Genomic DNA, 13,696 nt, shown 5'->3' with positions numbered 1-13,696 from the left:
GAACCCGCGCCGGGCGCGCCGAACATGGGCTCCGCGCCGCGTCGCTCAATCGGTGCAGCACGGGGCCCCGCCGGGGGCGTCGCAGGTCGCCGGATCGTCGCTGCACGGCAGCCCCCAGGCCACGGTGGCGCCGAGGACGACCTCCACCTCGGCCGTGTGCTTCGTCGAGCCGTCGTCGTTGCGCGCCTCCGCCGCGAGGAGCACGTGGGTCCCCTCCTTGAGCACGGTTTCCGGCTGCCACTGCCTTCCGGGGAGGAACGCGATGAGCCCGAACGCGTGCGGGAACTCCCCGGGGAGGAGCTCGACCATCCCCTCCTGCGGCACGCCCGGCGGGAACAGGTCCCCGGTGGCAGGGTCCTTGACGCTGTACCGCACACGGACCCTCGCGCCGCAATCGCTGCAGCCGACGGCGAACCAGAGATGATATCCGCCCTGGGGCCCGGCCATCACCGGCAGCGTGGCCCCCTCCTCGATGCTCTCGAAGCAGGTCTCGCCGGTCCCGATCTCGAACACCGCGGGGTCGTCCGGCAGGCGGCACCCGCCGCCACCGCCCGCCCCCGTGGAGCTGCCGCCTTCGCCTGCGGAGCTTCCGCCGCCTTCTCCCGTGGAGCCGCCGGCGCCCGCTCCATTCGAGCTTCCGGCGCCGCCGCCGCCCTCGCCGGTCGAGGTGCTGGGGACGCTCCCCTCGCTGGTGGAACTACCGCCGCCGCCCTCGCCGGTGGAGCCGCCGCCGCCCATCGCGTCCGCCTCGACGCTCGAGCCGCAGTGGAGACACAGCAGCGCGAGGGTGAACACGGGAGTCGCCTGCCGGCGGGTCAATGCGCGAAGGAAAGATCTCATGAGGAGCACCTGGAACACGCGAGGGCGCTGTAAAGGGGAGAGCCGGAGCGCTCCCTCCTTCAGGCGCGATGTCCCGGAGGGCCGCGGCGGGGTCGACGCGAGCGTCGGCCCTGGCAGACTTGGCAGCAACCGTTCCATCGCGCGCTCCGCGCAAACCGGGCGTTTTCCCGAGCGCGCTCGCCAGCGCGCTGCGCCACGTGTGCCAGGCGCAGACAGCTCTGGCACAGGAACCAGGCGCCCACGGCCCGGCAGGCGCGGCGTGCGCGCTGGAGAGCTGCGGCGACGGCGCGCCGGCCGCGGCGGGCGTCTTCGAGACCCACGCCGTGCCTTGGCGCGCTATGGTGTCGTCTCCCGGCCGGGGGCCGGGGGTTCCTTGCCGCCCATGCCGACGACCCGCCTGTTGCACAGCGCCGAGATCCCCCAGGCCGACAACCTCGCCAACGTGCGGCGCGTGCTGGAGGCGCTCTCGGGCGGGGTGACCGAGAAGGAGCAGATCTCCGAGCAGACGGGCATCTCCTTGCGGCACGTCGGCTATGCGCTCGCCGCTGCCCGCGTCCTCGGCTGGCTCGGCGACGACGGCGCCTCGATCACGCCCGCGGCTCGCGAGCTTCTCGCCACCTCGTCGGGCTCTGCCGACGAGCGGACGCACCTGCGGCGCGCGATCTTCGCGTGCGAGGTCGTGAAGGAGGTCGCGCCGGATCTCCTCGAGCCCGCGGCGCCGACGCGGGAGGCGCTCGCGCGGCGCATCTTCCGCTTCACCGCGGGCATCGGGAAGGAGACGGCGCGCCGGCGCGCGCAGACCCTGCTCGCCTGGCGGAGCCAGGTGCTGGAGCGGCAGCTCCCGCTCTTTCCGAAGCGTACGAGGAAGCGCAGCGCCGCGGCGGCAGCGGGCGCCGGTGAGGAGACAGCGCCGGGCGAGGCGACGGCGCCGGGCGAGGAGACAGCGCCGCGCCGCTGACGGGCGCCTGGCGCGGTGGGGGTACCTCGAAGCTCGGTCGCTCGCCTCGGAGCTACCGCGCCGCCGGCGGCTTGCGCGCGGGGCGCGCCGCCCGCAGCTCGTCGGCGCTCAGCGGGTGGCGGGCTTCCTTGCCCTGGCCCTGGTGCGGCGCCGGCTTGCCCCCGTTCCGCCCTCCCTACGCGCCCCTCGATCTTTTCCAGGAGAGAGAGCCCGGCAGGAGGATCCCGCTATTCCGGGTCGGGGAAGGTGCATACCCTGGGATCCTTGCTGCGCGGCGCGCAGCGAGACCGCGCCGGAACGCGCGCCGGGAAGGACGAACGCATGAACCCTTATGCACCTCCGACCGCATCCACCGAGCTTCACGCCGCGGGCGTCGAGCAGATCAGCCCGGAGCGGCGCCTCGAGATCCAGAAGAAGCTGAGTCGCTTCAGCACCTTGAGCTTCCTCTTCGGGTTGCCGGGGATCGTGCTGCAATCGGTAGGTCGCGCGACGGACAACGCTGCCATCACGCTCCTCGGCGTCGCCCTGTTCATCACCGCCCTCGTGGTTTACGCGAAGATGCGCGGCCGGAGCGGCGCGTGGGGGATCGTGGGGCTGGGCACCTGCATCGGCCTGGCGCTCCTCTACTTCCTGCCGAAGCACTGCCTGAACTGCGAGGCGAAGCACTCGTACCGAGCGAAGGGGTGCGATCGATGCGGCGCGCCGCTCGGCTCTTGATCGCCGGGGCTCGACGACGTGCCGCGGATCGCGGCGCCGCGGCAGGCGGACCGCGGGCCTCGATCTCGGGCCCCGTGCGGCGCTGCAAGGGGTAGGATGCCGCCCATGAACCGCGTTTCCAGGAGGATGACGGTCACGGCGATCGCGCTCGCGGGGGTGGCAGCCGGCTACGGGCTCCTGAGCTCGCGCGTTTCCGACCCGAAGACGCTGGTCGGCCGCGTCTGGATCGAGCGGCTTCCGAGGGGCGACACGGACCTTGTCGAGCTCGTCGTGCTGCTCGCCGACGAGCCGATCGGCATCTTCCGGCGTTCCTCTCAGTACGAGGGCTCGTTTGCGCTGTTTCGTTACGAGCTCCGCGGCAACGACAAGGTGCAGCTGCTCTTCCCGCAGGACAAATCGAGGCACGAGGTCGCCTTCGATGCGCGGCCGTGCGACGTGAAGGGCTTCGACTACTGCCTCGATCTGAGCGGCGCTCCGCGGGGCGCAGCGAAGTACTACAGCCGGAAGGACTGGGAGATCGAGGGGAGCGACCTGCCGGCGCTGGAGAGCGGGCTGCGAGCGCTCGGCGATGAGCTGCTCCGGTCCGCGCCGGAGCCATGAACGGAGCAGGCCGGCCACGGCTCTCCGCGTCGCGCGCTCTCCTCGGAGCTACCGGGCTGCCGGCGGCTTGTGCGCGGGGCGCGCCGCGCGCAGCTCGTCGGCGCTCACCTTGCCGTCGCGGTTCGCGTCCGCGGCCTTCACCCGCTCCCAGCGCTTGTCACCCACCTCGTCCCTGGTGAGGAAGCCGTCGCCGTTCTTGTCCTTCTTGGCGAAGCGCGCCTTCTGCTTCGCCGCCCGGTCCTTCATGCGCAGCTCGGCGTGCGCCTTGAGCTCCTCGGCCGACAGGGAGCCGTCGTTGTTCGTGTCGGCCTTGCCGAGCCGCTTCTGCGCCTTCTCGGGGAGCTCAGCGACGGTCAGCTTGCCGTCGCCGTTCTTGTCGAAGCGCTTGATGAGGCGGGCCGGGTCCTTCGGGCCGTGCTGGCGGCGGGCGTCCTTGCCCTGGCCCTGGTGCGGCGCCGGCTTGCCCCCCGTGCCGCCCGCGTCGTTCGCCGCGTAGGCCGCTCCGCCGCCGGCGAGGACGGCCGCGGCAAGGAAGCTGCCGAGGACGAGGCGACGGATCGCGCTGTGGGTCTTGTTGGAGAAGAGGGCGAGGGTCATTGGGTCGTGCTCCTTGGTGCAAGGGCCAGCGTGTTCTTGCCGGCTTCTGTTCGTGAGACGCGCCCCGGGCCGCCCTCCCTACGCGCCCCTCGATCTTTTTTCAGCGGGCGCGGCCGTGGCCCACGGCACCTCGCTCGGCCCCGGCCCGCCACCACCCGCCCGTGGGCAGGGGCCGCGCGCGGCCGCCGGTGTGAGCCTCCGCGCATCGCATCGAGGTCGCAGCGTCGGCTCCCGTCGACGGACGCTGAGATCCACGTCCAGCGGGGGTATAAAGGAAGCAGAGACGACGATGATCTTGTACCGACCCGTGGGCCTCGCCGAGCTCCGGCTCATCGCAGAGGCCGGCTATCGAGCGTTCCCGCCGCGCCTGTCGCATCAGCCCATCTTCTATCCGGTGCTGACCGAGGAGTACGCGCGCAAGATCGCCCGCGACTGGAACACCGCCGACGAGACCTCCGGGTTCGCGGGGTGGGTGACGCGGTTCGAGGTCGAGGACGATTTTGCCCGCAGGTATCCTGTGCAGATCGCGGGCGGACGCTCCCACGAGGAGCTCTGGGTGCCCGCCGAGGAGCTGGAGGAGTTCAACAGGCATCTCGTCGGGACCATCGAGGTCACCGAGGTCTATTGCGGGCCGAAGTTTCAGGGAGACATCGACCCTGCGACCCGCCTCCCCCTCGGCTGGCTCCGCGACCCGCCCACGAAGGTCAGCTGAGGCCATGGAGCTCTCGACCCTCGCAGCGAACCCCCCTCCCCGCGAGATGGAGTTGCGCCTGGAGCAGCACCGGCAGGAGCTGACAGGCCACTGTTACCGGATGCTCGGCTCCGCGTTCGACGCGGACGACGCCGTGCAGGAGACGATGGTGCGGGCGTGGCGGAGCTTCGATCAGCTCGAGGGCAGCGCCGCCCTGCGATCGTGGCTCTACCGCATCGCCACCAACGTGTGCCTCGACATGCTGCGGGGCCGGTCGAGGCGGGCTCGACCGATGGATCTCGGCCCGGCGGGCTCGGCCGAGAACCCGGTCCTCGACACGCTGGCGGAGGCGACGTGGGTGCTGCCGATCCCCGAGGGTCGGGTGCTGGCGGCGTCCTGCGACCCGGCGGAGCTCGTCTCGTCGCGGCAGACGATCCGGCTCGCGTTCGTGGCCGCGCTCCAGCGGCTCCCGCCCCGGCAGCGCGCCGCGCTGCTGCTGAAGGAGGTCCTGTCCTGGGAGGCCGCGGAGATCGCGGAGCTGCTCGGGATGACCGTCGCCTCGGTCAACAGCGCGCTGCAGCGCGCCCGGGCGACGCTGGGCCAGGAGGAGAAGAGCGACCTCCATGAGCCGACGAACGAGGCGCAGCGGTCCCTGCTCGGCCGCTACGTCGCGGCCTTCGAGCGGCAGGACGTCGACGCGCTTGTCTCGCTGCTGCGCGAGGACGCGACCTGGTCGATGCCGCCCTACCGGCTGTGGCTGCGCGGGCGTCCCTCGGTGCACGCCTGGCTCCTCAAGGTGGGCGAGGGGTGCAGAGGCTCGCGGCTCCTGCCGGTGGCGGCGAACGGATCCTTCGCGCTGGGGCAGTACCGGCCGAGCGGCCCTGGCGGCGCCTTCGTCCCGTGGGCGATCCAGGTCATCGACGTGTCCGCCGGGGAGATCGTCGGGGTGTGCTCGTTCCTCGACGCCGAGCGGCTCTTCCCGCTCTTCGGCCTGCCCCTGCGGCCCGAGCCGTAGCTCCAACAACCAGCCACGTCCTGTTCCCGGTGGACGCGGGCGGCCTACTCGCCGGGGCAGGCGATGAACAGCGTGGCGCCTTGCTGTTGTTCACCCTTGCCGACGAACCGGATCTTGCGGCGCTCGGTTGGCGGGCAGTCGGCGACGATGGCCGGGTCGCCGCGGCCATTCGCCGGGTCGACGTAGCACCACCCGTGTATCGGCTCGCCGCCCGTCTCGAGGGCATCGTTCGCGTCGTGCCTGCACGTCTCGCCCGCTGCGCCTGCGAGCTGCTCGATCTCGCACACGCAATCCCAGCCGGCGGCGTTCCCGATCGGATCGGCGAGCACCTTTCCCTTCGCCGCCGCGAGCTCCTCCGGGACGTCGGCGCGCGCCGGTATGTCAGCGCAGTTGCACGCGCCGTGCGTGTTGCGCGCCTCGAGGATCAGACAGGCGACCTCCCCTCCGGCCTCGGACGTCAGCGCGCGCGGCAGGCACTGGCCGCCGAGCACCGTCTTCAGGCGGTCGATGATGGCGCCGATCGCCGGCCGGTAGCCGTAGTCGGCCGCGCTGGAGTTCAGGAGCTGGTGCGGGCACACCGAGCCGACGATGCCCTGGGGGCCGAGCTCCCGGATGAGCTGCAGCTCGCGGAGGCCCGGGTAGGCCTTCGCCTTGATCTGCGTCGTCGACCTGGGCTCCGGCTCCTCCTGATCGTTCCCCGCGTCAGGCCTGCACAGCGGGTTGTCGGTCGGCTGACCGCCCACCGCCCTGCAGTCGCAGCTCTGAGCCGCCCCGTCGCAGGTCTTCACGGCGTTCTGGGGGAGATCGAAGATGCAAGCGTACTGGAGGTCCCCCGTGCTCCCCTCCGGGATCGTGTACTCGCGGCCGTTGATGCCGTTCCAGCCCGCCTCCGTCGGCGCGACGATCGTGTCGTTGGTGATCGGGTTCGTGCCCGAGCGAGGCTTCATCGACTCGACCATGAAGGGATCCTTCGGCGGCTGGTACTTCGCGGGATCGCCGAGGATGAGCTCCCAGGTGCTGGCGGCGCCGGCCACCGGAGCGCTGAGCTCGTCGGAGTTCTTGAACCCGCCGACCGGCTCGCCGTCCTGGTTGAGGCCGTTCAGCAGGTCGGGCTGGCCTTGCGCGTTCTGACGCGCGATGTCCTGCCACGGCACGCCGACGATACCGGCGAAGAAGACGAGCCCGGGATCGCGGACGTTGGAGTCGAGGTCCTCCGGGTTCGGATCGCTGAAGATCGGGTTCGGGACCAGCTCGCCCTTGCGGTTCGGGATCTGCGCCTCGGTGAAGGCGCGCCGGTAGCGGTCGATCGGGTAGAGGAAGTCGAAGCCGAACCGGCGCTTCTGATCCCAGCAGCGAGAGTCGACCGGGTCCTCCGCGGGGCTCAGCCTGGCGGCGTTGCCGTCCGCGCCCATGCACGTATCGTCCTTGGGGCAGCCGTCCTGTTTCTGGCTGCACGACCTGCAGCACTTGTCGCCCGGATCCCTGGCGCACTCGGTGCGTGGCCGCCACAGGCGGAAGCCCGGCCCGGTCTCTGCCACGAGGTAGTTCCTGCCCTCCTCGCGGATTGAGCAGTCGTTCTCGTCGGTGAGCAAGATGATCGCGAGGAGCGAGCTCGCCCGCATGAAGTCGGCGCGCTGCTGCTTGACGACGGCATCCTCGCCGGTGACGACGATGTTGGCTTGCGCGTCAATGCCGATTGTCTCGTAGGGCTCCGGGTCGACGAGGAAGCGGTACACGCTCTCGAGCTGCGCCTCGAAGCCGCAGCCGGTCTGCCCCGTACCTTGAACCATCGCGGTGAGCTGCCCGACCAGCGACGTGGTGTTGAGGTCGGCGTTCGAATCGACGGTGATGTCCGCCTCGCCGTCGTTCGGATCCGGAATCTCCGGCTCGCCGTCGAGCTTCTGATCCGGATCCCAGGCCAGGAAGCCCCGGTTGAGATACGTCGGGAGGTCGATGGAGCTCTCGTTGCTGCGCGCGAGGAGGTGCGCCATGTCCACGTTCGAGGCGCTCGTCGTCCCTTGGCAGGCGCCCGACCCGTGGCCGCCGAGGCTCGAGCTGATGATGCCGATGTGAATGTCCTTAACCGGCGCGAACTCGCGCATGTAGCCCTGCGGACATTCCTCGTTCGGCGAGCCGACCGTAGTCGGGGGCATCGTGCCGCTCTTGTGGATGCAGCGCGGGTTGACGAGACCCTGGACGAGGTCGGGGATCGCGTTCGCGAGGATGGCCTGTTTGTCGGCCATTGAGTTCGAGTTGTCGATCGCCAGGAGGACGTCGATCTTGTCGACCGAGTACTGCATCAGCCGCTCGAGGTTCGTGCCCTCTGGGGCGCCCTGCTCATACTTGCCCCATTCCGCACCGATGACCTGCGCGCAGCCGCCAGACACGGCCGCAGCAGCGGTCCAGAGCCAGACCGTCGCTGTTGCTCCCCCGCTTCTTCCCCTCATGGAGCGGAGCCTCTTGCGTCGTGGCCCGTGAGTCAAGCGCTCCGAGCGTACACTGTCGGACAGAACGACAGGCACGCGCTGCCGCTGTCGCGGCGCTGAGCCGCCGGTTCGCCACCAGCGAGCTGTCGGTCCTCGCCCTGGGCGAAATCGGGGATGGGAAGGAGAACGCCGCCGCGGCGCTGCACCACCGGTCGGCCCGGGTGCGCAGGCCGATGATCGGCGCAGGCGCGGCAAACTCCAGCGAACGCTTCAGAACACGCCGGAGGCGTGTCGGCGGCGCTCCGGGCGCTCGTGCGCCACCGCCGGGAGCGGCCCAAGAAAAAACTCCGGACGACCGATGAATCGGGCGCCGCCGCGGCGTCCTAGGGATCGAATCGGCCGCGCCGCGCCGCCATGACGCCGGGGCGGGAGGACCGATCTGTCCAGAGCGAGCCAGGAGGAGACGACGATGGAGACGAGCGCCTCGATGTCGGAGCAGCACGCGCAGCCGGTGGTTGTGTCGAACAAGAAGGTCTGGGCCGGGCGGATCCTCAGCGGCCTCTCGGTGGCGTTCCTGCTCTTCGACAGCATCGGGAAGCTGATGATGGTGCCCCAGGTGCTGGAGGGGTCGGAGCAGCTCGGCTATCCCGTGAGCGCGGTCCGCGGCATCGGGCTCGTCCTGCTGGCGAGCGTCGTCACCTACATCATCCCGCGCACCTCCGTGCTCGGCGCGATCCTGCTGACGGGCTTCCTGGGCGGCGCCGTCGCCACGCACGTGCGCGTCGACAACCCGCTGTTCAGCCACGTCCTGTTCCCTGTGTACGTCGCCGCGATGATCTGGGGCGGGCTGCTCCTGCGCGATGAGCGGCTGCGCGCGCTGCTCCCGCTCCGGAGGTAGCGGGGATCGAGAAATCGTCGCGCGACCGATGAATCCGAGCGGGTCGCGCGGTCTTTGATCGAGGAACGCCCGCCGTGCCGGGCGAGCACCCAAGGAGAGACGACGATGCGATTCTTGATGCTGTATCGGCCCGACAAAAGCCAGGAGCTCTGCGCACCCGATCCGGAGCACATGGCGCAGATGGGGAAGCTCATCGACGAGATGACGCGGGAGGGCGTGCTCCTCGGCACCGACGCGCTCCTCCCCACCGCGATGGGCGCGCGCGTCCGGAGAGCAGGCGCCGAGCTCACCGTGAGCGACGGGGCGCTCCCGGACATGAAGGATCCGATGGTCGGCTACGCGCTGATCCGGGCGGCCTCGAAGGAGGAGGCGATCGCGGGGGCGAAGCGCTTCCTCCAGGTCGCCGGGGATGGTCACTGCGAGGTGCTACCGCTGATGGATGGGCCTCCGCCCTCCTGAGCGCGCAAGCTGCGACGATTACGTTATCATGTGAATTGTACAGTGTGACGGCTGTCTGAAGCCTCCGGCCAGAGTTTCATCTCTCCCGGGAAGGTGTCGACAGCCTCCGCCCGGTGGTCCGAGCGTGGTCTGTCGCCCGCGAGCGCGGCGGAGCGGGTGCCGGGGCAGGTTCGGTGATCGGGGCTTGACGTTTCCGAAGTGCTTGGACTCCATTCCATGGAACGGCCGTGATTCCTGGCGCGGTGATTCCGGGCGTAGCCGTCACCCCCCCGCACGCCTGACCGCGGCCCGCCCGTTGCTCCCGGGGGAAGCGGAAGGGCAGGAGGCTCATGGCTATCGACGCGTATACCGCGCGCAAATCGGTCATGCAGGGAGAGGCGATCGGGTTTCACGTGAGCAACACCGCGGCGGATCCCGCGGTGCAGATGGCCATCGAGCGGATCGGGGCGCGCGCGTCGCTCGGCGCTTCTGTCAGGTTTTCCGCGGGCGCCCACGCGACGCCGCCGGACGCCTACGCGGTGGGCTGCGGCTGGCCCTGCGCCCATGAATGGCTCGTCCCTCCCGATTGGCCGAGCGGCGTCTATCTGGCCACCCTGAAGAACACGGATGGCGAGGAGGCGTCGCTGCGCTTCGTGGTGAGAGCCCGCGCCCCTGGCGCGAGCATCCTCGTCTGCATCCCGTTCTTCACGGACGAGGCCTACAATGGCTGGGGTGGCAACCGGCTCTATCCATGGGCCTCGCCGGACCGCTCCAGGAGGGTGTCCTTCGAGCGCCCCGGCGGCACGGAAGCGAAGAGCGCGCTGCCGCTCGTGCGCTGGCTGGAGAGGGAGCAGATCGCGGTCGATTATTGCTCCAGCATGGACCTGCACGCGGAGCCCGGCCTCTTGCGAGGTGTTCAGCTCCTCGTCAGCACGGGCCACGACGAGTACTGGTCCAGAGAGATGCGCGATACGGTCGAGGCATTCGTGCGCTCAGGCGGCAACGTGGCGTTCCTGAGCGGCAATACGTGCTACTGGCAGGTCCGCATCGAGGACCAGGGCCGCACGATGGTCTGCTACCGCGACGCCGTCGAGGATCCGCTGGCGGGGATCGACAACGATCGTGTGACCGTGCAATGGGCCAACGCCCCGGTGGATCGCCCGGAGAACCACATGACGGGCGTGGGCTACCGCGTTGGCGCCGGCAACTGGCTCGACCCGGAGGCGCAGAAGGAGGCGGTCTACCGGGTGAATTTCCCCGAGCACTGGGTCTTCGACGGCACGGGGCTCGCGCTCGGAGACGCCTTCGGGAGAGGCTCGGTCGGCTACGAGACCGACGCGGCCGAACTCGTCGATGTCGACGGGATCGCGCGCGCGACCGGGCTGGGCGGCACGCCGCCGACGTTCGTGGTGCTGGCCGTCGCCGATCTCCGGCAATGGCGGGCGCAGGGGCAAGGTGGGCTCGCGACCATGGGCATTTACCGCCGCGGAGGCACGGTATTCACGGCCGCGAGCGTCGACTGGGCGGCCCCGTTCGACAGGGGGACCGCTCCGGAGATCGAGCGCATCACGCGCAATGTGCTCGAGAAGCTCTCGCGCCGGTACCCCGAGCACGGCTGGCAGCGGGTGGGCAGCGCGCCGCGCATCGCGGCGATGACGGGCGCCGAGGGCCTCCTCTTCGCGGCCACCGAGGACGGCGCGCTGCTGTGGCGGGAGCCGTCGAGCCAGAACCTCCCCTGGAGGTCCGCGGGGGTGGCCCGCGGCGTCGTCGCCATGGCGTGCCCTGTCGAGGCCGAGGCGGAGCAGCCGATCGGGATCTTCCTTGTGACCGCCGAGGGCCGCCTCTTCTTCCGCGAGCCCTTGCGCGAGGAGGTCGTCTGGCGGCCGGTCGGCGTTGCGCCCGGTATCGTGGCGATGGCCACGACCCATTTCGATCTGTTCGCCGCGACGAGCGGCGGCCTCTTGCTCACGCGCCCCACGCGGGGCGGCGATGTCCCCTGGAAGCCCGTCGGGCGCGCGGAGGGCGTGGTCGCCATGGCGGCGATCAATGGGAAGGTGGTTGCGGTCACGGGGGAGGGGCGCCTCTCATGGCGTGCGCCGGTGCGCCACGAGAGCCCGTGGGTCTCGATCGGAGAGGCGAAGGACGTGCGCGCGCTCGCGGGCGCGCAGGGGAGGCTCTTCGCAGCGACGGGCACGGGCGCGCTGCTGGCGAGGGACGGCTTCTAGCGCTGCTGCGGGGACTTGCCCCGGACAGGCAGAAAACCGCCACGGCGGTTCGTCGCCGCGCCGCCGCGCCGGCTGCCTCTTGACGCAGGCCGCCCGCTACCTCCTACGGTGGTGTCCGCCGCCGCCTCTCCGCGGCGCCAAGGAGCCCAACCATGCACACACGCAAGCTCGGAACTCTCCAGGTCTCCGCCCTCGGCCTCGGCTGCATGGGCATGAGCGATTTCTACGGCGAGCGCGATGAGGCCGAGTCGATCGCCACGATCCACCGCGCCATCGAGCTCGGCGTCACGCTGCTCGACACCGCGGACATGTATGGTCCCTTCACGAACGAGGAGCTCGTCGGCAGGGCCATCGCGGGCCGGCGCGATCGCGTCGTCCTCGCGACCAAGTGCGGCATCGTCCGCGACCCGAACGACGTCACGGTCCGCGGCATCAACGGCACGCCGGAGTACATCCGCTCGGCGTGCGACGCGAGCCTGCGACGCCTGCGCGTCGATGTGATCGATCTCTATCAGCTGCACCGCGTGGATCCGAAGACGCCCATCGAGGACAGCGTCGGCGCGATGGCGGACCTCGTGAAGGCCGGCAAGGTGCGCGCGATCGGCCTCTCGGAGGCGAGCTCGTCGACGCTCCGGCGCGCCCACGCGGTGCACCCGCTCGCGTCGGTGCAGACGGAGTACTCGCTCTGGACGCGCGATCCCGAGGACGACGTGCTCGCCACGTGCCGCGAGCTGGGCATCGGCTTCCTCGCGTACAGCCCCCTCGGCCGCGGCTTCCTGACGGGGCAGATCCGGCGCTTCGAGGATCTCGCGCCGGACGACTACCGCCGCATCTCGCCGCGATTCCAGGGCGAGAACTTCCAGCGGAACCTCGATCTCGTCGCGAAGGTCGAGGGCGTCGCGCGGGAGAAGGGCGTGAAGGCGTCGCAGCTCGCGCTCGCGTGGGTGCTCGCGCAAGGGGACTTCATCGTCCCGATCCCTGGCACGAAGCGCCGCACCTACCTCGAGGAGAACGTCGCCGCGGCGGCGCTCACGCTCGGCGAGGCCGATCTGCGGCGCCTCGAGGCGGTGGTGCCGAAGGGCGCGGCCGTGGGCCTCCGCTATCCGGAGGCCGGCATGCAGTCCGTGAACCGGTGACCGAGGCGGCCTGAAGAGCGCGCCTCGGCCCGCGCTCGCCGGGCGCCGCGCGCGTCGCTCGCGATCGAGGGAGCGGCGTCCTGTGAGCGAGCAGCGACCGTGCTTGCAGCACCCTACTGGCACGCGGTGGGCACGCTGCCCCAGTGGCTCCTGGCGACGACGAACCCCTCCGGGCCGGACGTCGAGTGTGCGCCGCACAGCCCATCGGCGTCCGAGATCACGGAGTCGATGCCGATGCCGTACTCCCAGTATTTCACCTCGAGGCTCGAGTCGTGGGTCGTGCCGCTTCGCGCCGGGATGGAGGGGACGAGGATGCCGCTCGACTCGAAGAACTCGAAGCCCTCGATCGAGATCGAGAGCGTCACGTTGCGCACCTGGCCGACGCAGGTCGTCCTGCACGTGGGGTAGCCGGCGGTGCTCTCCACCGTGAAACCGGAAGGGCAGCTGGACGCATACGTGCAGTAGCCGGTGCATTTGACGGGCAGGGGCCCCGGCAGGTCCACGCACTCGTACTCTCCGCGGCCCTGGATCGTCTGGCGCCGGGTCTCGAACCCCCCTGACGTCACCGAGGTTCGGCTGCCGAGCTCTCGATACAAAACGTAGTCGTTCTTGAACGACTCGTCATTCGTGCAGAGGCCGCCGTTGCAGTGGGCGACCGCGGCGAACAGCCCGGACTCCTGGCCTTCCAGGAGATAGCGCTCCCCCGCGATCTCGACCGCATGGTCTTCACCACCCAGCTCGTTGATCAAGCCCGCCTTCGCCGCGGCGATCTCGTCGGGCGAGCCGATCGACACGCCGGCCACCTTGATGAGCTGGCCGTCCTCGTCTCGTTCGACCGCCACCGGGCCCATCTCGAGCTCTTCGGCCCGCCTGGCGACCCACCCGAGCGCGTCGTGCTCGCTCGCGAAGCGCAGCCCGCCGTCCGCCGAGGGCTGGGCGAGAGGGGCGGCGTCGTCCGCCTCGGTCGACGCGGCGGTGCAGCCCATCATGAATGCCGCGGCGAGCAGGGGCGCGGCTCGGTACGTTCGGCGAGGCGTGTTGGCGAGAAGCCTGTGAGTTCTGTCAGTCATGGCGCGATCCTTTGTGGCCTTGGGTGTCTGAGGAAACCTCGGCTCGACGTTGAGCCCCCGGCGTGTCCCGGCGCGAGGCGATGTG

General features: G+C 70.6%; 14 protein-coding genes. 10 read left to right on the top strand and 4 right to left on the bottom strand.

Annotated features, from left to right (window positions below):
- Positions 1-45: 45 nt before the first annotated feature.
- A complete protein-coding gene (locus WMF45_RS26740; protein ID WP_437707297.1) occupies positions 46-840 on the bottom strand; it encodes a hypothetical protein in 795 nt (264 codons plus the stop codon).
- Between the two features lie 382 nt (positions 841-1,222).
- Between WMF45_RS26740 and WMF45_RS26735 the strand changes: the two genes are divergently transcribed.
- The 3 genes from WMF45_RS26735 to WMF45_RS26725 all read left to right on the top strand — a co-directional run bounded on the left by WMF45_RS26735 (position 1,223) and on the right by WMF45_RS26725 (position 3,115).
- Positions 1,223-1,798, top strand: a complete 576-nt coding sequence (locus tag WMF45_RS26735; protein ID WP_437707296.1) for a hypothetical protein — start codon at positions 1,223-1,225, stop codon at positions 1,796-1,798.
- Positions 1,799-2,119: 321 nt separating this feature from the next.
- The gene (locus WMF45_RS26730) at positions 2,120-2,515 is read left to right on the top strand and encodes a hypothetical protein (protein WP_437707295.1); all 396 of its coding nucleotides are present in this window, start codon (positions 2,120-2,122) and stop codon (positions 2,513-2,515) included.
- A 105-nt stretch (positions 2,516-2,620) separates the two neighbouring features.
- On the top strand, positions 2,621-3,115 hold the full coding sequence (locus WMF45_RS26725) for a hypothetical protein (RefSeq protein WP_437707294.1): 495 nt from the start codon (positions 2,621-2,623) through the stop codon (positions 3,113-3,115).
- Positions 3,116-3,163: 48 nt separating this feature from the next.
- On the opposite strand, the gene WMF45_RS26720 is transcribed toward WMF45_RS26725, so the two are convergent.
- Positions 3,164-3,712 (bottom strand): EF-hand domain-containing protein, encoded by a 549-nt coding sequence (locus tag WMF45_RS26720; protein ID WP_437707293.1) that lies wholly within the window; start codon positions 3,710-3,712, stop codon positions 3,164-3,166.
- Between the two features lie 289 nt (positions 3,713-4,001).
- On the opposite strand from WMF45_RS26720, the gene WMF45_RS26715 reads away from it, so the two are divergent.
- Both WMF45_RS26715 and WMF45_RS26710 read left to right on the top strand, forming a co-directional pair.
- Positions 4,002-4,424, top strand: coding sequence for an ADP-ribosylation/crystallin J1 (locus WMF45_RS26715; RefSeq protein ID WP_437707292.1), 423 nt, complete (start codon positions 4,002-4,004; stop codon positions 4,422-4,424).
- Between the two features lie 4 nt (positions 4,425-4,428).
- Positions 4,429-5,418: a sigma-70 family RNA polymerase sigma factor gene (locus WMF45_RS26710; protein ID WP_437707291.1), complete on the top strand. Its 990-nt coding sequence runs from the start codon at positions 4,429-4,431 to the stop codon at positions 5,416-5,418.
- A 44-nt stretch (positions 5,419-5,462) separates the two neighbouring features.
- Here the strand turns inward: WMF45_RS26710 and WMF45_RS26705 are convergent, their stop codons facing one another.
- Positions 5,463-7,865, bottom strand: coding sequence for a hypothetical protein (locus tag WMF45_RS26705; RefSeq protein ID WP_437707290.1), 2,403 nt, complete (start codon positions 7,863-7,865; stop codon positions 5,463-5,465).
- 20 nt (positions 7,866-7,885) lie between these two features.
- Here WMF45_RS26705 and WMF45_RS26700 point away from each other — a divergent pair, with 20 nt between their 5' ends.
- The 5 genes from WMF45_RS26700 (at position 7,886) to WMF45_RS26680 (ending at position 12,541) form a co-directional block, all read left to right on the top strand.
- Positions 7,886-8,206: a sigma 54-interacting transcriptional regulator gene (locus WMF45_RS26700; protein WP_437707289.1), complete on the top strand. Its 321-nt coding sequence runs from the start codon at positions 7,886-7,888 to the stop codon at positions 8,204-8,206.
- A 107-nt stretch (positions 8,207-8,313) separates the two neighbouring features.
- Positions 8,314-8,742 (top strand): DoxX family protein, encoded by a 429-nt coding sequence (locus WMF45_RS26695; RefSeq protein WP_437707288.1) that lies wholly within the window; start codon positions 8,314-8,316, stop codon positions 8,740-8,742.
- A gap of 105 nt (positions 8,743-8,847) precedes the next feature.
- Positions 8,848-9,201, top strand: coding sequence for a YciI family protein (locus tag WMF45_RS26690; protein ID WP_437520323.1), 354 nt, complete (start codon positions 8,848-8,850; stop codon positions 9,199-9,201).
- Positions 9,202-9,530: 329 nt separating this feature from the next.
- On the top strand, positions 9,531-11,405 hold the full coding sequence (locus WMF45_RS26685; protein WP_437707287.1) for a N,N-dimethylformamidase beta subunit family domain-containing protein: 1,875 nt from the start codon (positions 9,531-9,533) through the stop codon (positions 11,403-11,405).
- A 152-nt stretch (positions 11,406-11,557) separates the two neighbouring features.
- On the top strand, positions 11,558-12,541 hold the full coding sequence (locus tag WMF45_RS26680) for an aldo/keto reductase (RefSeq protein ID WP_437707286.1): 984 nt from the start codon (positions 11,558-11,560) through the stop codon (positions 12,539-12,541).
- 113 nt (positions 12,542-12,654) lie between these two features.
- On the opposite strand, the gene WMF45_RS26675 is transcribed toward WMF45_RS26680, so the two are convergent.
- Positions 12,655-13,611, bottom strand: a complete 957-nt coding sequence (locus tag WMF45_RS26675; RefSeq protein WP_437707285.1) for a hypothetical protein — start codon at positions 13,609-13,611, stop codon at positions 12,655-12,657.
- Positions 13,612-13,696: the final 85 nt, after the last annotated feature.

Origin of the sequence: Sorangium sp. So ce448 (assembly GCF_051520915.1) — a bacterium.
Lineage (GTDB): Bacteria > Myxococcota_A > Polyangia > Polyangiales > Polyangiaceae > Sorangium > Sorangium cellulosum_B.
This window is presented reverse-complemented; position numbering and strand designations above follow the sequence as displayed.